Genomic DNA, 18,882 nt, shown 5'->3' with positions numbered 1-18,882 from the left:
CATGGTGCCTGTCATTCAGTTGAAGCATGTCGATCTTGCATATGTAACCGATCGTGAAGCGACGCTTGCCCTCCAGGACATGAATCTGTCCGTGGCAAGCGGGGAATTTATCAGCTTGGTCGGCCCGAGCGGCTGCGGCAAAACGACGCTGCTGTCGCTGATGGCCGGATTAATCGCCCCTTCCAGAGGGCTGGTATTGCTTCATGGCAAGCCCGTCAACGGATCTACACCGGAAGTAGGCTATATGCTGCAGCAGGATTATTTATTTCCTTGGCGGAGCATTGTGGATAATGTATTGCTGGGTTTGGAATTAACGAATCGGCTTAGCAAGCAAAGCAAGGATTTGGCTCAGGATCTTCTAAAGGGTATGGGGCTCGCCGGGACGGATCATCTGTATCCGCACCAATTGTCAGGCGGGATGAGGCAGCGGGTCGCACTGGCCAGAACGCTGGCCACGAACCCTGACCTGCTGCTGCTCGATGAGCCTTTCTCCGCGCTCGATTACCAGACGAAGCTCCAACTTGAGGATCTTGTGGTCGATACGTTGAAGCAGCGAAGAAAGACCGGAATTCTAGTGACGCATGACTTGTCGGAGGCGATCGCCGTCAGTGATCGAGTCATCGTCCTCGGCTCAAGACCCGGCAAGATTCGCAGTACGTTCGAGGTTCCGGAGAACATCCGCCGGGCGCAGCCTTTTTACGCGCGGGAGGAGCCAGAGTTCAATGCATTATTCCATGAAATTTGGAGAGAACTGGAAGCATCCGAGAGGAAGGGGCGAGACTGATGAAGGGGGAGGATCGGCCGGACAATAAAGGAAAAAAGAATCAACAGGCTTTAAATAGCGCAGATTCGCAAGCTTGGTTATCTCATAAATGGCGGCAGCACTTGCAGGCCAAACGGAAATTGAAGAGGAACGTCTTCGCCGTTCAGGTATTTCTGCTGCTATTTTCTATTGTTCTATGGGAAGTTGCAGGACGATTAAAATGGGTTGATGTGCTGATTTTCAGCTATCCTTCCAAAGTTGGCCAGCAAATTGTGAAAGACGTGATCAGCGGAGAGCTTTGGCCGCATCTTGCCATGACGGTTTCCGAGACCGTGGTCGGCTTTTTATTAGGCACGTTAATCGGTACCCTGCTTGCTGTCATCATCTGGTGGTCGCCTTTTCTATCCAAGGTTCTTGATCCCTATATGGTTGTCTTCAACAGCATGCCTAAGGTTGCGCTCGGCCCAATTTTCATCGTGCTGTTCGGCGCTGGGTTTACCGCGATTGTCATTACCACCTTATCCATTACCGTCATTGTTACGACACTCGTCGTCTATACTAGCTTCAATGAAGTGGATGCCAACTATACGAAGGTTATACGAACCTTTGGCGGAAGCCGCAAGGACGTGTTTCAAAAGGCGATATTGCCCGCTTCCTTCCCCACCATTGTTTCGACGCTCAAAGTCAACGTGGGCATGGCCTGGGTAGGCGTCATCGTTGGAGAATTTCTAGTCGCCAAAATAGGTCTGGGCTACTTGATCGTGTATGGCTTCCAAGTGTTTAATTTTACTTTAGTATTATCCAGCCTCGTCATTATTGCGCTTGTGGCCACGGCCATGTACCAGCTCGTCGTTTATATCGAACGCAAGCTGGTTCGCGGGCATTCATAACTTGCTATGCTGATTTCGCAACATCTAACAGATCACGAATAGATCAAAAATAGATCGCAAATTCCAATAGATTTCGAATCTTTCGAGCTTAAAACTCGCGATGTTCGAAGGAGGGGGATGCGATCTTTTATATTTAACCATCTGAATGATCATTGTGCAGCAGCTATTAAACGTAGTACGATGCTTTTTAAGGAATTTCATGATATTTTACAAAACAGATTAGGGATTAAAGGGTGGTTAAATGGGTTTTCGAGTCATAAAAACGGCGATAGCAACATTAATAGCCATTATCGTTGCGGATGCGTTTGGAATTGAAGGGGCATTATCTGCGGGGCTGCTAGCTATACTTGGAGTAGATGTAACGCGGAAGCGGAGCTTGCTTACGGTATCCTCACGCTTCTTCGCCTCGATTTTAGGTCTGCTGCTGGCCTTCGGGCTGTTTTACATACTTGGCTTCCACATTTGGGTGCTTGTCCTTTACATTTTGATCGCCTTCCCGCTAATGTCGCGTGCTCATTTCAAGGATGGAATCGTCACGAGCTCCGTCGTCGTATTTCGAGTCTTTGGCGGTGAGGAACTGAGCCTGCAGGTGCTGCTTACGCAAATCGAGCTGCTGCTGATCGGGCTGGGGGCCGCGGTGCTCGTGAATTTGATCTATATGCCCAAGGAAGAGAATAAATTAAGTGAAATTCGGCAAAAAATCGACGAGCTGTTCGCGGACATTTTTAGCCAAATTGCCCTGACCCTCCATCATCCGCAGCATGTGTGGGACGGGAAAGAATTGATTGAGGCTGGCGCCCTGATCAATGACGGGCTCTCTACCGCTAAGCGGGCGCTTGAAAATCAGCTTGTCTCGCCAAATGAATCATGGACCGTTTATTTCTATATGCGCAAGCAGCAGCTGGAGCGAGTAGAGTCCATGCTCGAGCTTATCGCCCAGGTATTTCAGCGGATGCCGCAGACCGACATTGCCGCCATGTTATTCGAACGCTTGAGCTTGGATGTGACAAAGGCGGAATACACCGGTAAAACGGAGGCGATGCTGGCGGAATGGGAACAGGAATTCAAAAAAATGGAGCTGCCCTCCACAAGAGAAGAATTCGAAATTCGTTCTGCCGTTCTCCAAATCTGTCGGGAGCTGGCGATGTATCTGGAAATCGCTAAAAAAGATAAAGTTCCCGCTTTTTCAAAGTCATAAACCGTTTTTCTTAATATTTTGCTTCGTCCAATCAACATTCGCCTATGTCCTGCATACAATTGTAGTGAATGATGTATGGAGGAGGTTCGAACATGTCATCGAAATATCAAAGTAGAGAGATTATTACGAAAGCGATCTGCGGCAAAGGTCGTAAGTTCTCTACCGTAACCCATACCGTGACTCCGCCACATAAGCCGACGAGCATACTGGGAGCGTGGATTATAAACCACCAGTATGAGGCGGTCTCAGCAGGCGACGGAATTGAAGTTATTGGTACTTACGATATCAACATTTGGTATTCCTTCAGTAAAAACTCTCAGACGGAAGTAGCGAAAGAGACGATTTCTTATGTAGAAAATGTGCCACTCAATTATTTGGACTCCAGACACCGCTCTTCAACGGTGGAAGTATCTGCGGAGGCAACGCAGGAGCCGAGCACCGTTGAAGCGAGCGTATCTGGGGATGGCCGTGTATCCATCCGCGTAGAGCGGGAATTCGCCGTCGAGTTCATCGCTGAAACGAAGATCAATGTCCTTGTTGTGCCTGGCGGCTATTACGAAGACAAGGAGTTCGATTTTGGCTCCGATCCGGGAGAATACGAAGACCTGGATCCGGATCTCCTCGACGACGATCTGTAGCCTTCGAGAGGATACGCGCTAGGTGAAGATAATCCAATATATGCGGCAGGGGCGGCGTCGTCGAGGGCGGCTGCCCTCTTTTTATAAAAAAATAAAATGAATGCCGATCACTTTCGTTGTACGAGGGGGACTAGGGGATGGAGCGATTCCGCCGGTTCGGAATACGGATTCAGGTCATACCTGGGGCATCTGCTCAAAAGCTGCTGGAGGCTCTCAATGTTTTGGCACGCGGCGGGAGGTACCGAATCTATGCCAGTAAGGGTGTAAGACACCCATCGGTGAGTACGCTGGCGGCTTCTAGGGAATGGATAGAAATTAGTTTGGATGTTATGGCTGTGGTTGCTGCTGATCCAGAACAGTTATTTACAATTAATAAAGATTTGGCCAAATTTCTCGAAAGGTCGACGCTCGATCGGCAAAATCGCCTAATGGTAAGTGGGCTAAAAGCTTCCCTATCTTCCGCTGGAAATCATCCGCATAAGCTTCAAAATCGTAAATTTATCCGCCGTTTCGTCGTCCAGGTCTTTCATTTACAAGCTACTTCTATCGCCCCGCTCGGTGCCTTAGCCTTAGATTTAAATCAGCCCGAGTTCGGAGAGGAGGAGGGGCACAGCTCGCTGCTGGATCGCCGGCTTGAAAAAATCGCCGTCCGAACGCTTTACGCCCTGAATCTGCAAATGGGAGAGGTGACGATCAACGCAGGAGAAGATGGCAGGTTCACAGTAGAGCATGTGTCCCCTATGCCGGATTTTCGCGGGGAGGAACGGGCGGAGCAAGCTGCCAAGGCCGTTCTCAATACAGTGCTGGAGCTCTATCAACAGAGTGGCGCAGAGAAAGAGCAGCAGACGCTGCTGGGCATGGATCCGGAATTTCTGCTCTTTAACCGGGCGACGGGCAAAGTGATTCCGGCTTCCCGTTATCTGGAGCTTGCCGGCGAAGCGGGATGTGATTCGCTAAGGTACCGGGGGGAGCGGCGGTTTCCGCTGGTTGAGCTGCGCCCGCAGCCGGGAGGAGAGCCGCGGGAGGTGCTCGTGCATTTGCTGCGTGCTTTTCGGCTTGCTTATCAATCGATCGACGATAAGGCGCTGCAGTGGCAGGCGGGAGGGATGCCCCAGCGCGGCTTCCCCCTAGGAGGCCATCTGCATTTCAGCGGGATTCCCTTGACCTTCGAGCTGCTGCAGGCACTGGATAATTACCTGGCCTTGCCGGTCGCTGTTTTGGAAGATCAACGCGGCTCCCAAAGGCGTCCCCGTTATGGTTTTTTAGGGGATTTCCGGCTGCAGCGACATGGAGGGTTCGAGTATCGCACCTTGCCCAGCTTCTTGGTTTCCCCCCTGGTAACCAAGGGAGTCGTTGCCATTGCTGCACTGATCGCAGGGCATGAGGAGCACTTAAAACGAAGACCGCTGCTGGATGACAGAATTTATACCGCTTTTTACAAAGGGGATCAGAATCAGCTGCGCGAGGTATTGCCTGAGCTGCACGCCGATCTGAGTTCACTAGCAGCTTATTCGAAATATGAGAGCTATATTGCTCCTTTCATGGAGGCAGCCTGTTCAGGGCGAACCTGGGATGAGACGACGGACATTCGCAAGCCGTGGAAATTGGAAAACCATTCGTAAGCTGAGGTGGCTTTTGATATAATAGAAGTCTATGAAATGGGCATGGAGGATGATCATGGCAACCTATACGCCGATGATTCAACAATATTTAAGCGTGAAAGCCCAGGCGCAGGATGCATTTCTTTTTTTCCGGCTGGGTGATTTTTATGAGATGTTTTTTGATGATGCGATACTTGCCTCGAAGGAGCTGGAAATTACGTTAACGGCTAGAGGGGGAGGGCCCGAGGAGAAAATTCCGATGTGCGGCGTTCCTTATCATTCTGCTGAGAATTACATACACCGGCTGATCGAGAAAGGCTATAAGGTGGCGATCTGCGAGCAGACGGAAGACCCTGCACAGGCGAAAGGCGTCGTGCGCCGCGAAATCGTCCGGGTCGTTACACCCGGTACAGTTATGGAAGGGAAAACCGTCGGCGACAAAGCGAACAACTACATTCTATGCATTACGGAGCGGCAGGGCATGATGGCGATCGCTTCCTGCGACTTGTCCACCGGGGAACTGTATGTAAGCTCCTCTCCTTCCAGCAAAGAATGGTTGAGAGACGAGGTTGGACTCTACGATCCCTCTGAAATGATCGGGGATGACGCGCTTTTGGAATGGATGCGCCAGTCCAGCAGTCCCGTAGGCAAACCGATCGTATATACACCGTGGGACAAGGCGAGGGACGAGCTCGGACGCAAGCAGTTTGGAGAGGCTGTCTGGGCCAGACTAGAACCGGAACGCCGCGACTGCGTGGCTCTGCTGGTCGGTTATTTGAGCGAGACGCAGAAGCGTTCACTCGGACAGCTAACGAAAATTTCGGCTTACGAGCCCGAGCATTATATGATCCTGGATCCATTTACGCGCCGCAATCTGGAGCTGGTGGAGACGGTTCGCGAACGCTCCAAGCGGGGCTCGCTGCTGTGGCTGCTGGATCGGACGGAGACGTCCATGGGCGCGAGAATGCTGAGGCGCTGGATCGATAAGCCGCTGCTGCATCGCAGTCAGATCGAGGAGCGGCTGGAGGCCGTCGATCATTTGCACGGGGCCTTTATGCTTCGGGAAGATTTGAAGGAAGCTCTGAAGCAAATTTATGACCTGGAGCGGCTTGTGGGGCGGATTGCCTTCGGCAATGCTAATGGGCGGGATCTCATCGCCCTGAAGCAGTCCTTGCGGCAAGTGCCAGGCATCAAAGCGCTGTGCCAGTCCTCGGCGTCAACCACGCTCGCCCGCATCGCCGGAGAGATGGATGAATGCGTCGACCTGGCGGATTGGATCGAGGCTGCCATTGCGGACGAGCCCCCCGTATCCGTCAGAGATGGCGGCATCATCAAAAGCGGCTACCACGAGCGCCTGGACGAGCTGCGGGAAGCAGGGACGAACGGCAAACGCTGGATCGCCGAGCTGGAAGCCGCCGAACGCCAGGCTACAGGGATTAAGTCGCTGAAAATCGGTTACAACAAAGTATTCGGGTACTATATCGAAGTGACCAAGGCGAATCTGTCTTCTTTGCCTGAAGGCAGGTACGAACGGAAGCAAACACTGGCGAATGCGGAGCGTTTTGTGACGCCGGAGCTGAAGGAAAAAGAAACGCTGATTCTGGAAGCGGAAGAAAAGATGGTTGACCTGGAGTATGCTTTATTCAGCGAGCTGCGTGAGCAGATCAGTCGGGAAATCACCCGCCTGCAGCGGCTTGCCGAGCATATCGCCGAGATTGACGTATACCGCTCATTGTCTGCCGTGGCGGCGGACAGCGGCTTTGTGAAGCCGGTTCTAACCGACGGCTATAATATGGTGATCGAGCAGGGCCGTCACCCGGTCGTAGAATCGGTCATGAGCGATTCCGCCTTTATCGCGAACGGAACGACGCTCAAGCAGGACGAGGCCAGCATTTTACTTATTACCGGGCCGAATATGGCCGGGAAGAGTACGTATATGCGCCAAGTGGCGCTCATATCGATCATGGCGCAAATCGGCAGCTTCGTTCCGGCGGCATCCGCCGAAATTCCGATGATCGATCGGATATTTACGCGCATAGGCGCTGCGGATGACTTGATTGGCGGGCAGAGCACGTTCATGGTCGAAATGGCCGACATCCAGGTCATGACGGAGAAGGCAACCTCGCGCAGCTTGATCATCATCGACGAGCTGGGGCGCGGTACGTCAACGAGCGAAGGCATGGCGATCGCCCAAGCGGTCATTGAATACGTCCATGATCATATTGGCTGTAAAGCGCTCGTCTCTACGCATTTTCATGAGCTGGCTCATTTGGAGGGCAGCCTTAACGGGCTAAGCAATTATTGCATGGCCGTACAGGAGAGCGGGGACAAGGTGCATTTCCTGCGCAAGCTGATTCCCGGGGCGGCGGATACAAGCTATGGCATCTACTGCGCCAGATTGGCCGGGCTGCCGGGCGGCATTATTGAACGCGCCTACGGATTGCTGCAGGGCTTTGAGCAAGCGGCTGCCGAGGTCGCGTCCGGCGGGGCAGAGGGGCGAAGCGCCCAGACGGGTGCTAGGTCTTTGGAAGTGGCTGAAGGACGAGCTCTAGGGAATGCTGTTCATCGCGTAAATTCAACAGGCGCTGCGGACTACAAGCATTCCGACTCGCCGGGTACGGCAAACGGAGCCTCTGCGGCTTCAGCAGGAAGCGAAGCTTGCGCAGGAGCAGCAGTCGAAGATGGGGCAGTTGTCAACAAGGCGGGAACTGAGAATAGTGAACCCAAAGACATATCGAACGAAACGGCGGGCAATGCAGAGGTTGTGCAGCTCTCCATCTTCGGCGACGAGCTGCCGGTCTCGAAATCGAGACCTGCTGAAGAGGATGCTAAGGTTCGCAGTATACTTAACATGGTTAAAAATGCCGATCTGTTGAATATGACGCCGCTTCAGGCGATGCAGCTTGTCAATGATTTGAAGATGAAGGCCAAAAACTTGTAGTCGAAGAAAGTCTGTAGGAAGAGGTGAGTGACGATGGCCCATATTGTTGTGCTGGACGAGCATATTGCCAACCAGATTGCCGCCGGGGAAGTGGTCGAACGCCCTTCTTCGGTGGTCAAGGAGCTGGTCGAAAATGCAGTGGATGCCGGGGCCCGCAAAATTGACGTTCAGGTGGAGGAAGGCGGGCTGCAGCTCATCCGGGTAACGGATAACGGCTCGGGTATTGAGCCGGAGGACTGTGAGACGGCATTCTTCCGCCATGCGACGAGCAAGCTGCTTTCCGGGCGGGATTTGTTCCAGATCCGCAGCCTCGGGTTCCGCGGCGAGGCATTGCCCAGTATCGCGGCTGTCGCTAAAGTACAGCTGCTGACGAGCAGCGATGACAGCGGCCTCGGCCGGGTCATCGCGATTGAAGGCGGCTCTTTGAAGCAGAGCGAGGAGGCGGCAGCGCCGAAGGGTACGGATATCACGATCAAAGAGCTGTTCTACAATACGCCTGCTAGACTGAAATATATGAAAACGATCCAGACGGAGCTCGGGCATATTTCGGACGTGATGTACCGCCAGGCGCTTGCGCATTCCGAGATTGCCATCACGCTTCGCCATAATGGCAATACCTTGCTGCAAACGCAAGGCAATGGCGATCTGCTTCAGGTCATCGCATCGATTTACGGGATTAATGCCTCAAGAGCGATGCTTCCTATTGCCGCAGACAATCTCGACTATAAAATCAGCGGCTATATCGGCCGGCCGGATTTAACCCGTTCGAACCGCAGCGGCATGTCGACGATCGTCAACGGCAGATATATTCGCAACCAGGGATTGTATCAGGCGATTCTGCGGGCCTATCATACGCTGCTGCCGATCAATCGTTATCCGCTGGCTGTTCTTCAGCTGGAAATGCATCCCTCGCTGGTCGATGTGAACGTGCATCCGTCCAAGCTCGAAGTCAGGTTCAGCAAGGAGCCGGAGCTGAACGCCTTCGTCGAGGAGAGCATTCGCCAGCTGCTGCAAGGCCAGGTACTGATTCCGCAGGTCGTGAAGCAGACCATCGGCAAAGGGACGAACCGCTCGGTTATTCAAGAGCAGTTCCACTTCCCGGCGGCGCGCGCGGATGCGGCAAGCCCCGGGCTGCCCCCGCAGGACGCAGCCGCGGGGCACAGCCCGGCGCCAGGCCCTGCAGCCGCGGAGCCAGCGCCTGGCGCGCTGCGCCGCGAGGACGGCGCTGGCGGTGACCGCCACGGGCGCCCCGCAAGCGGCGCCGAGCGCCCCAGCAGCGCGTACAGCCTCGGCCGTCAAGAGACGGCCGCAGGCTCCGCTGCGCTGCATGAGGCGGCCCCGGCCTACGGCAGCGGGGCCAGCGCCTCTCCCGGCCACCCTGGTGGGCCGGGAGGCACGGCGGCTGCGCGGCAGGTGCCGCAGCCGCAAGGCCGCCCTGCGGGCCGCGGGGGCGCTGCTGCCTCCTATGGCAGCAGCAGCTACACGGCCCCGCCAGCGGGCGGCCGCATGCCGGAAGCGCTGTACGGCTCGCCAGAGGCGGCGCCGGAGCTTCCGGCCTTCCCGGAGCTGACCCTAATCGGTCAGCACCACGGCACCTACCTGATCGCTCAAAATGAGGAGGGGCTGTATCTCATCGATCAGCACGCCGCTCATGAGCGAGTCAACTATGAATACTATTACGAGAAATTCGGACACCCTGCGGATGCGTCCCAGGAGCTGCTCATTCCGATCACCTTGGAATTTACGTCGGCGGAGAGCGAGAAGCTGAAGGAGCGGCTGAACTGGTTCGAGAGCGCCGGGGTCATCCTGGAGCACTTCGGTGGCGGAACCTTCCGCGTCGTCTCGCATCCCTATTGGTTCCCTTCGGGAGAAGAGGCGGCCATCATCGAGGAAATGGCCGAATGGGTGCTCGAGGAGCGGCAAATCGACCTCGCGAAGCTGCGGGAGAAATCGTCGATTCTCGTCTCCTGCAAAGCATCGATCAAGGCGAACCAGAAGCTGACGCCGGAGGAAGCGAATACCCTAATTCAGAGACTGGCGGCCTGCAAGCAGCCGTATACCTGTCCGCATGGAAGACCGATTGTCGTCAGCTTCTCCACCTATGATTTAGAGAAGCTGTTCAAGCGAGTCATGTGATCGGAGGAAGAAGATTGATAATTACGACCGGAGAGCATCATGCGCCAGCCGCCGTAGAACGTGCCGCGGCTCTCGCAGCGAAATCGGGCTGCCGTTACGTCCCGAGAAACCGGGCGTCGATGGCCCGGCTGGCGGAGCTTCATCCCGGCGAGGATATCCTCGTCATACTCGAAGGCGGAGCGCGCCTGCATCGTCCTGGCGAGCAGCCGATGACCTTCCATCCCAGCATGTCATTCGTGCGGGCCAAAAGGTTGCTGAAAGGCGAGAAGGACACCATGCTGGAAGCAGCAGGCGTTAGGCCCGGAGACACAATTGTCGATTGTACGGCGGGGCTGGGGTCGGATTCGATCGTCTTCTCCCTAGGTGCCGGGCATGAAGGGAAAGTGGTCGCTATGGAGGATTCGCTTCCGCTATGGGCGCTATTATACGAAGGGTTTGCCCATTACGCCTCCGGGCTGCAGCCGTTTGACGAGGCGCTCCGGCGCATTGAGCCCAGATGCGGGCACCATCTGCGTTTGCTGCAGGAAATGCCGGATCAGAGCGCCGATGTCGTCTATTTTGACCCGATGTTCCGCGATCCGGTGCTGGAGTCCTCCTCTATCTCTCCTTTGCGCGCGTTTGCCAATAACAACCGCTTGGAAGAAGCGGCAATAGCCGAGGCCAGCCGCGTCGCCCGCAGAACGGTCATTTTGAAGGAAAAAATAGGAAGCGGCGAGTTCGAAAGATTGGGATTTCACGTCTTAGGACGCGGCCGATCCAAAATAACGTACGGAGTGATTACCCCTTGAACAGGCAACATAAACCCAGATTGCTCGTGCTTGTCGGACCGACGGCCGTAGGCAAGACGCGTCTCAGCATTGAGATTGCCAAAGCCTTCTCCTGTGAAATTATTTCCGGCGATTCGATGCAGGTGTACCGGGGGATGGATATCGGTACGGCTAAAATTACGCAGGAGGAGATGCAGGGGGTTCCCCATCATCTCATCGATGTGCTGGAGCCGGACGAGCCGTTCTCGGTCGCCCAGTTCCAGGAATGGAGCAAAGCGCTTATTCCAGAAATTCATCATCGGGGTCATCTGCCGTTTATCGTTGGCGGGACGGGCCTTTATGTGGAATCCGTTTGCTACGAATACCAATTTACGGAAGCGGGAGTAGACGAATCATTCCGTGAAGCTCATAAGCGTTTTGCCGAGGAAGAAGGGGTAGAGGCGCTGCACCAGAAGCTAGCCTTGATCGACCCTCAATCGGCAGCCAGATTGCACCCCAATGACGTTCGCCGGGTCGTACGGGCATTGGAAATTTACCATCTGACGGGCGAGACTTTATCGTCTCAATTGGAGGGCCAGACGAAGCAGTCTCCCTATGATTTGTGCTTTATCGGTTTGACAATGGACCGTCAAATGCTTTATAACCGTATTGAACAGCGAATTGACGAAATGATTGCTAACGGACTGGTAGATGAGGTAAAGGGACTGCTGGATAAAGGCTACAACCGGGATATGATATCTATGCAGGGACTCGGCTATAAGGAAATTGCTGAACATCTTCAGGATGGTGTGCCCCTTCACGAAGCGATAGAGAAATTAAAGAGGGATACCCGGCGATTTGCGAAGCGCCAGCTCTCTTGGTTTCGGCGGATGAAGGACATTTCGTGGATCGACGTGGGAGACGGCCAAAATTTTTCCGGGAATTTAAAGGCCGCTCATGCTATAATAGCAGGAAAGTTTCCCACTGATCTTGAATATAATTCAAAACACTAATGATTTCTATTGGGGGTACGGCTAATGAACAAGTCCATTAATATCCAAGATACGTTCTTGAACCAATTACGCAAAGAGAGCATCCCTGTTACAGTCTTCTTAACCAACGGTTTCCAGATCAGAGGCACGATTAGAGCATTCGATAATTTCACGATCGTCATCGACAGCGATGGACGCCAGCAAATGGTGTACAAGCATGCGATTTCGACGTTCCAGCCGCAGCGCAATGTTTCGCTGATGCAAGAAAATCAGAGCGAAGGATAGGCGGGTTGAAACTTTTTCAAAGCTATTACGTTTAAAAGTATAGGAAATGGAGCAGAGCAACCTGACAAGAGGTTGTTCTTTTCTTTCCGCGCACAATGCGAGACTGGCAAGAAGGGAGTCAGAGATAACCATGTCTACAAAGAGACCTTCCAGATTGGAGAGAAGCAGCAAGCCGGATCAAAAGCCGGCCAAGCCGAAGGCGAAAAGAAAGAAGAAGCTGACGGCCAAACGGGTATTGTGGACTTCATTTTTTACGATCGCGTTTGCTATATTTTGTGCCATAGCGGGCTACCTGTATATTACGATCAACGGTGAGAAAATATTGGCAGAGAATGCAGGAAAGCTGACGGTCTATGAGACGTCTAAAGTATATGACCGCAACGGCAACCTGATGGGCGAATTGTCCCTGGAGAAAAGCGAACCGGTCACCTCCGAGCAAATTCCCAAAATGCTCAAGGACGCATTCATTGCCACGGAGGATAAAAGATTCTATGACCATAACGGCGTCGACCTGTGGGCCATCGGCCGGGCCGCCGTGAAGGATATCGTTGCACGCAAGCTCGTCGAGGGCGGAAGTACGATTACCCAGCAGCTCGCGAAGAATATCTTCCTGGACTTCGACAAAACGTTTTTCCGGAAAGCGACAGAAGTGTCGATTGCCATGGCGCTGGAGCGGGACAATACCAAAGATGACATCATTACTATGTATTTAAACCGGATAAACTTTGGCGGTACGGTGTACGGCATTAAAGCCGCATCGATTCGCTATTTCGGCAAAAGCGATTTGAATGATCTTGAATTGTGGGAAATGGCTACCCTGGCGGCAATGCCGAAGGGGCCGTCCAAATACAATCCGCTTCGTAATCCGGAGCTGTCGATGCAGCGCAGAGCGGTCGTTCTCCAGCTCATGTACGAGCAGAACTATATTACGCAGGCCGAGATGGAGCATGCTAAAGCGGTCGAATATAATTATGAGCCTCCGGCAAGAAACCAAAGCTTCGAGGCCTTTAAGGATTATGTCCTGGAGGAAGCGGAGCGCAAATGGGGCTTGACGGAAGACCAGCTTAACCGCGGCGGATATAAAATTTATACAACGATGGATATGCAAGCACAAAAAGCGCTTGAAAAAGCGTTTGACAATGACGACTTCTTTGAAAAGAGCAAGGATGACCAGCAGGTTCAGGCCTCCATGGTCATTATGAACCACGAGAACGGAAGCCTGGTGGCGCTGCTTGGCGGACGCGATTACCAGCGCAAGGGCTTTAGCCGCCTTGACAGCCGCAGGCAGCCGGGCTCAACCTTTAAACCGATCGTATCCTTCGCGCCTGCGCTGGATACGGGTAAATTTACGCCGGATTCGATGGTCAGCAACGAGAAGCAATGCTTCGGGAAGTATTGTCCTAGCAATTTAGGAGGAAAATACTCTAATACAATCAGCTTTAGAACCGCCTTAACGAAATCGATTAATATTCCAGCGGTGTGGCTGCTGAATGAGGTCGGTGTCGGAACCGGCGTGAAATACGCGACCGAAATGGGCATCACGATGGATAAGGACGACCGCAACCTGGCGATTGCGCTTGGCGGGTTGACGCATGGAACGAATACGCTGGAAATGGCCTCGGCTTTCAGTGTGTTTGCGAACCAAGGCAGATATAATGAGCCTTATTCGATCAAATCCATTGTGGATCATAGCGGCAAAGAGGTTCACAAGGCGGATGCTCCGAAGCAGAAACAGGTGCTTAAAGAGCAAACCGCTTATCAGATGACGCAAATGCTCCAGGATGTCGTGAATGAAGGAACGGGGAAAAAAGCCCGTATCAACCGTCCGGTTGCCGGTAAAACGGGAACGACGCAGCACGGCATCAAAAATCTGAAGAGCAGCAAGAACCGTGACGTTTGGTTCGTCGGCTATACGCCGGAATGGACGGGAGCGGTCTGGATGGGTTACGACAACGTTGATAAGGATCATTTGCTGAACGGAAGCAGTGGTCAGACTGCCGCATTATTCGCTGCCGTCATGAAGGAAGCGCTGGAAGGCGTTCCGGTCAAGGATTTCCCGGTACCGAAGAACATGCAGGAAACGGAGCCGCCAGTGGAAGAGCTAAGTACGCCGAGCGGACTTGCCGCTTCTTATAGCGAGGATACGCAAACCGTATCCTTGACCTGGAATGGCGTTGAACAGGAAGGTGCGGTTTACCGCATCTATCGTAAGGAAGCCTCCGAATCCGAATACATTTATTATATGGATTCGGCCACGACGGCGATCGAAGATTTGAGTGTTGTGCCGGGAACAAGCTATGAATACTATGTTACCGCGTATGACCCAGTGAATGATATCGAGAGCAGTGCCTCTAATAAGGTCGTTGTCGATATCTCGAGCGAAGAGCCTATGGACGACATCGATCCGGATGAGGATGGTCAGCTTCCATTTCCGCCTGAAGGCGAGGATGGAAGCACGCCTGGGCAAGGATCTAACGGAGACGGTCAAGGCGGCCCTGGCCAAGGAAATGGTCAAGGCCAGGGTAACGGTCAGGGTAACGGCAACGGCCATGGAAACGGCCAAGGCAATGGCCAGGGTAACGGCAATGGCAATGGTTCAGGCAGCGGTTCAGGTACGCCTCCCGATCAAGGAGATACCGGGGACGGGGGCGGCAATTCCGCAGGAGGGAATGATGGCGCGGGAGCTGCCGAGCCCGGAGGTGGAAATGCAATTTCGCCTCCACCGGAGGACGGCGGCTTAGGCGAGCAGATCGTAGATCCTGCCGCCGGAATGAACTCGGAAGGGTAAGGCAGGAGCATCCGCAATCAACAGCCTTGAATCACAACTTTTTGATAAATAACACCGGCAGTTTCCGGCAACGGGGCTCCCGGTGTTATTTTGTTTGTGATGCGGTATTTGCCGTTTAATAAAGTTTAGCTGCTTAATTTCGGTTTTGTGACTCTCTTTCAAATATGGTAAGCTGAAATTACATTGTGTTGAAAGGGTTTATACCATGAAGCGAAAATTTGGAGACCGAGCGAACTGGCGACGCATCACTCAGCGTCAATTTAAATCCAAGTATGTGGAAAGCGACAGGTTTACAGGTTATGTTACGTTGTACACTATTTTTGCGCTGCGAGATCCTTTGTGGAAAACTTACGGTGGCCACACTTTTCGTATCGCGGACAAAGGCTATACCTGGCTCCAATATTATCCGAAGGGAAGGCACTATGTCGTCACGGCGATGTTTGATGACAAGGGCGATATTGTGGAGTGGTATATCGATGTGTGCAAAAATCAAGGCATTACCGATCAAGGCGTGCCCTGGTTCGATGATTTGTATTTAGACATCGTTGTGCTCAAAAACGGGGAAGTGTTCTTGATGGATGAGGATGAACTGGATGAAGCGCTAACCAAAGGCCATATTACGGTGAAGGATTACGACATGGCGATGGAGACGGCAAGGGAAGTTCTCCAAGCGATCAACCAGCAACAATTTCCGTATTTCCACATGTCCCTGGAGCATTTCCGCAGCGGCTTTTTGGATTCTGAGCCGTTCCGGCCGGGAGGTTGACATGATTCAGTTTGGCAAGAGATCAAGAAGGAGCTCATATTTTAGCATGAAGCAGGATAGACGCAAATCGCGTCCACTGTACATTCGGTTGCTGCGCTGGGGTCTGGTGCTGGCCTTGCTTGGCATGGGCTGGTTCCTGTATGTGCTGGCGCAAATCGGCAGTGTCGAGCGGAGCCCTGCCGTGTCTATTCAGGATATGCCCACAGCGGATGTGGGCATCGTCCTCGGGGCGGCCATGTGGGGGGATCGACCTAGTCCCGGACTGGAAGAGCGGCTGCGCCACAGTCTGGAGCAGTATCAGGCCGGTAAGTTCAAGTTGTTCCTGTTGACCGGCGGCCTGGATCAGGAGGGCTATAAATATACTGAGGCTGAAGGCATGGCCAACTATTTGGAGGAGCATGGCGTGCCGCGGGAGGCCATGCTGCTAGAGAACAAGGCGACCAGCACGTATGAGAACCTAAAATTCAGTCAAGAAATAATGAAGGAGCATGGGTTTGACTCTGCGCTCATTATGACCCATACCTATCACGGGAATCGGGCTCTCGAAATCGCCAATGCCCTGGATTATCAGCATCCAAAGCTATCTCTGACGAAATCAAAGGTACTTAAGCCCATTCCGAATACGCTGCGGGAAGTGCTGGCGTATACGAAATGGAAGCTGGATCAAGTCGGTCTCGCACTTGGGCTGGATTTATAGTCTTCTAATATAGGCTCGGAAGAGAGAATACACTGAAAGAAGAGAGTGATCCTACCCCTTATACGAAGAGGTGATTCTACGATGCCAGGGCATGTTATGGCCAGAAGCGGATCTTCCGAAGAGCGGCCTTCCAGGCAAATCAATGTAATTCTCCGAAATCCCGAGCCCCCCGTCGTAACGCAGAGCCTTCCTGATGCGGATTCACAGTCAACGGCGAAAGCGATCCCTCAGCAAGGCGTATTCGCGGAAATACAGAAGGAATTAGATCAACTTATTGGCCTTCATCATATTAAAGACTTAATGTATGAAATATATGCGCTGCTGCAAATTACGGATATGCGTTCTGAAGCGGGATTGTTGTCGAATCCCCAGGTCTACCATATGGTGTTCAAAGGAAATCCGGGAACAGGCAAGACGACGGTGGCCAGAATTGTTGCGAAGATGTTCCAGCGGCTCGGCGGGCTTAGTAAAGGGCACTTAATCGAGGTCGAGCGTGCCGATCTAGTTGGAGAATATATTGGCCATACGGCCCAGAAGACGAGAGATTTGGTAAAAAAAGCGCTGGGCGGCATCCTGTTCATCGACGAAGCCTACAGCCTTGCACGCGGTGGAGAGAAGGATTTCGGCAAGGAAGCCATCGACACGCTCGTAAAATCGATGGAGGATCAGAAAAATCAGTTTATCCTTATTCTGGCCGGCTATTCCGACGAGATGGACTTTTTTCTGCAATGCAATCCGGGCATGCCCTCGCGTTTTCCGATCGTGATTGATTTTCCGGACTATACCGTCGATCAGTTGATTCAAATATCGGAGGGTATGGCCAAGGAACGGGATTATATTCTGATGCCGCAGGCGATACTCAAGTTAAAGCAGCACCTGCTGCGGGAAAAGTGCGAGGGCGAGCATGCCTTTAGTAACGCCAGATATGTCCGAAACGTCATTGAACGTTCTATTCGCAGTCAAGCCGTTCGTTTGCTGACGCAATACAGCGGCGGATCACCCGGCAAGCTCGAATTGATGACGATTCGGCAGGAGGATTTGAAGCTGGATCTGAAGGAAGAACGGCGCCTATAAGGAGCGTAAAATGGATGTCAAATTCGCTGTATGAGACGAAGACGGATATGCCTGACCGGGCGATTCTGGTCAGCTTAACTACATTGGAAGTGAAGAGAGGCGGGATCGATCCCGCCTATTCTATGGATGAACTGGTACAGCTCGCCTTGACGGCAGGCGTCGAGGTGGTGGACACGCTTGTTCAAAATCGGGATAAGCCCGATTCGAAATGGTTTATCGGCAAGGGGAAGGTTGATGAGCTGCATGAGGCGATACAGGATTACGACGTGAACACCGTCATCTTCGATCAGGAGCTGTCCGGGGCTCAGGTGCGGAATCTTGAGGATATTTTGGATGTGAAAATCATCGACCGTACGCAGCTGATTCTGGATATTTTCGCTCAGCGTGCGAAGACGCGCGAAGGGATCATTCAGGTGGAGCTCGCTCAGCTTACCTATTTGCTGCCGCGCTTGTCCGGTCACGGTAAAAATTTGTCCAGGCTTGGCGGCGGAATCGGTACTCGCGGGCCGGGCGAGAGCAAGCTGGAGACGGATCGCCGGCATATCCGGCGGCGGATCGGGGAACTGAAGCGGCAGCTCGAGGAAGTGACCCGCCATCGCAAGCTGCACCGGGAACGACGCAAGGAGACGGGCGTCGTTCATTTGGCGCTCGTCGGCTATACGAATGCGGGCAAATCGACGCTGTTGAAGGCGCTGACTTCGGCAGACGTATATATCGAGAATCAGCTGTTTGCCACGCTTGATCCGACCACCCGGGCGCTGGAGCTGCCTAGCGGCAAAGAGGTGATTGTGACCGATACCGTTGGCTTTATTCAGAATTTGCCGCATGATTTAGTAGCGGCCTTCCGTGCCACGCTGGAGGAGGCGAACGAGGCCGACCTGATTCTGCATGTCGTTGATGCTTCGTCGCCGATGCGGGAGGATCAGATAGAGGTTGTCGAACGGATCCTGGAACAGCTCGGGGCAGGAAGCACGCCGCAAATCATGCTGTTCAACAAAAAGGACATGTGTACTCCGGAGCGGCTTGAAATGCTTCCCGCCGGAAGGGGTTATTTGAAGGTGAGCGCCTTCGATGAAGGCGATTTGCTGCGCATTCGGGAGGCCGTACAGCAGCATTTGGCCGGGGGAACGTACACCTTCCGTATTCCCGCCTTGCGCGGAGATTTAGCTTCAATGCTCTACCGGGTGGGTAATGTGATAGAACGGAGCGTTGAAGAGGACGTCATTATTTACCGTGTGATCCTTCATCAGAAGGATTACGAGAAGTACGGCTCCGAGCTTGTCCCTTTCAGAACGGATTCTGGAAAGAGCAGCGAGTAGAGCGAGCAAGCTAATCGGTGAATATTGCTGACGGAGCTTATAAATGGA

General features: G+C 53.2%; 15 protein-coding genes. All 15 read left to right on the top strand.

All coding sequences use genetic code 11. From position 1 onward, the window contains the following. The first annotated feature begins 1 nt into the window (after position 1). The 15 genes from ACE3MQ_RS02815 (at position 2) to hflX (ending at position 18,834) form a co-directional block, all read left to right on the top strand. A complete protein-coding gene (locus tag ACE3MQ_RS02815) occupies positions 2-784 on the top strand; it encodes an ABC transporter ATP-binding protein (protein ID WP_379390373.1) in 783 nt (260 codons plus the stop codon). Further along, complete coding sequence (locus ACE3MQ_RS02810; RefSeq protein WP_379390371.1) at positions 784-1,653, top strand: ABC transporter permease; 870 nt, start codon at positions 784-786, stop codon at positions 1,651-1,653. The genes ACE3MQ_RS02815 and ACE3MQ_RS02810 overlap by 1 nt, the downstream gene beginning before the upstream one ends. Positions 1,654-1,894: 241 nt before the next feature. Further along, positions 1,895-2,851, top strand: a complete 957-nt coding sequence (locus ACE3MQ_RS02805) for an aromatic acid exporter family protein (RefSeq protein WP_379390369.1) — start codon at positions 1,895-1,897, stop codon at positions 2,849-2,851. Between the two features lie 92 nt (positions 2,852-2,943). Continuing rightward, complete coding sequence (gene cotE / locus ACE3MQ_RS02800) at positions 2,944-3,489, top strand: outer spore coat protein CotE (RefSeq protein ID WP_379390367.1); 546 nt, start codon at positions 2,944-2,946, stop codon at positions 3,487-3,489. Positions 3,490-3,626: 137 nt separating this feature from the next. Continuing rightward, positions 3,627-5,111, top strand: coding sequence for a putative amidoligase domain-containing protein (locus ACE3MQ_RS02795; protein WP_379390365.1), 1,485 nt, complete (start codon positions 3,627-3,629; stop codon positions 5,109-5,111). 55 nt (positions 5,112-5,166) lie between these two features. Continuing rightward, positions 5,167-8,031, top strand: coding sequence for a DNA mismatch repair protein MutS (gene mutS / locus ACE3MQ_RS02790; RefSeq protein WP_379390363.1), 2,865 nt, complete (start codon positions 5,167-5,169; stop codon positions 8,029-8,031). A 33-nt stretch (positions 8,032-8,064) separates the two neighbouring features. Beyond that, positions 8,065-10,167, top strand: coding sequence for a DNA mismatch repair endonuclease MutL (mutL, locus tag ACE3MQ_RS02785; RefSeq protein ID WP_379390361.1), 2,103 nt, complete (start codon positions 8,065-8,067; stop codon positions 10,165-10,167). 14 nt (positions 10,168-10,181) lie between these two features. Beyond that, complete coding sequence (locus ACE3MQ_RS02780) at positions 10,182-10,955, top strand: class I SAM-dependent methyltransferase (protein WP_379390359.1); 774 nt, start codon at positions 10,182-10,184, stop codon at positions 10,953-10,955. Then, positions 10,952-11,926 carry a tRNA (adenosine(37)-N6)-dimethylallyltransferase MiaA gene (miaA, locus tag ACE3MQ_RS02775; RefSeq protein ID WP_379390357.1) on the top strand — a complete coding sequence of 325 codons (975 nt, stop codon included), beginning with the start codon at positions 10,952-10,954 and terminating at the stop codon, positions 11,924-11,926. Before ACE3MQ_RS02780 ends, miaA begins: the two co-directional genes overlap by 4 nt. A gap of 24 nt (positions 11,927-11,950) precedes the next feature. Next, positions 11,951-12,190: an RNA chaperone Hfq gene (gene hfq, locus ACE3MQ_RS02770; protein WP_379390355.1), complete on the top strand. Its 240-nt coding sequence runs from the start codon at positions 11,951-11,953 to the stop codon at positions 12,188-12,190. 130 nt (positions 12,191-12,320) lie between these two features. Further along, positions 12,321-14,978: a transglycosylase domain-containing protein gene (locus tag ACE3MQ_RS02765; RefSeq protein WP_379390353.1), complete on the top strand. Its 2,658-nt coding sequence runs from the start codon at positions 12,321-12,323 to the stop codon at positions 14,976-14,978. Between the two features lie 205 nt (positions 14,979-15,183). After that, a complete protein-coding gene (locus tag ACE3MQ_RS02760) occupies positions 15,184-15,744 on the top strand; it encodes a ribonuclease FAU-1 family protein (RefSeq protein ID WP_379390351.1) in 561 nt (186 codons plus the stop codon). Positions 15,745-15,790: 46 nt separating this feature from the next. Next, positions 15,791-16,441 (top strand): YdcF family protein, encoded by a 651-nt coding sequence (locus ACE3MQ_RS02755; RefSeq protein ID WP_379390349.1) that lies wholly within the window; start codon positions 15,791-15,793, stop codon positions 16,439-16,441. An 81-nt stretch (positions 16,442-16,522) separates the two neighbouring features. Then, the gene (locus ACE3MQ_RS02750) at positions 16,523-17,515 is read left to right on the top strand and encodes an AAA family ATPase (RefSeq protein WP_379390347.1); all 993 of its coding nucleotides are present in this window, start codon (positions 16,523-16,525) and stop codon (positions 17,513-17,515) included. A 14-nt stretch (positions 17,516-17,529) separates the two neighbouring features. After that, positions 17,530-18,834, top strand: a complete 1,305-nt coding sequence (gene hflX / locus ACE3MQ_RS02745) for a GTPase HflX (RefSeq protein ID WP_379390345.1) — start codon at positions 17,530-17,532, stop codon at positions 18,832-18,834. Positions 18,835-18,882: the final 48 nt, after the last annotated feature.

This window comes from Paenibacillus lentus (assembly GCF_042714055.1).
Taxonomy (GTDB): Bacteria; Bacillota; Bacilli; order Paenibacillales; family Paenibacillaceae; genus Fontibacillus; species Fontibacillus lentus_A.
The sequence above is the reverse complement of the archived record's forward strand: the minus strand, read 5'-3'. Positions and strand labels throughout refer to the sequence as shown.

Bases quoted from the DNA above. Each gene is read 5' to 3' on its own strand.
- ACE3MQ_RS02815 (WP_379390373.1), top strand. From the start codon at position 2: ATGGTGCCTGTCATTCAGTTGAAGCATGTCGATCTTGCATATGTAACC.
- ACE3MQ_RS02810 (WP_379390371.1), top strand. From the start codon at position 784: ATGAAGGGGGAGGATCGGCCGGACAATAAAGGAAAAAAGAATCAACAG.
- ACE3MQ_RS02805 (WP_379390369.1), top strand. From the start codon at position 1,895: ATGGGTTTTCGAGTCATAAAAACGGCGATAGCAACATTAATAGCCATT.
- cotE (WP_379390367.1), top strand. From the start codon at position 2,944: ATGTCATCGAAATATCAAAGTAGAGAGATTATTACGAAAGCGATCTGC.
- ACE3MQ_RS02795 (WP_379390365.1), top strand. From the start codon at position 3,627: ATGGAGCGATTCCGCCGGTTCGGAATACGGATTCAGGTCATACCTGGG.
- mutS (WP_379390363.1), top strand. From the start codon at position 5,167: ATGGCAACCTATACGCCGATGATTCAACAATATTTAAGCGTGAAAGCC.
- mutL (WP_379390361.1), top strand. From the start codon at position 8,065: ATGGCCCATATTGTTGTGCTGGACGAGCATATTGCCAACCAGATTGCC.
- hfq (WP_379390355.1), top strand. From the start codon at position 11,951: ATGAACAAGTCCATTAATATCCAAGATACGTTCTTGAACCAATTACGC.
- ACE3MQ_RS02765 (WP_379390353.1), top strand. From the start codon at position 12,321: ATGTCTACAAAGAGACCTTCCAGATTGGAGAGAAGCAGCAAGCCGGAT.
- ACE3MQ_RS02760 (WP_379390351.1), top strand. From the start codon at position 15,184: ATGAAGCGAAAATTTGGAGACCGAGCGAACTGGCGACGCATCACTCAG.
- ACE3MQ_RS02755 (WP_379390349.1), top strand. From the start codon at position 15,791: ATGAAGCAGGATAGACGCAAATCGCGTCCACTGTACATTCGGTTGCTG.
- ACE3MQ_RS02750 (WP_379390347.1), top strand. From the start codon at position 16,523: ATGCCAGGGCATGTTATGGCCAGAAGCGGATCTTCCGAAGAGCGGCCT.
- hflX (WP_379390345.1), top strand. From the start codon at position 17,530: ATGTCAAATTCGCTGTATGAGACGAAGACGGATATGCCTGACCGGGCG.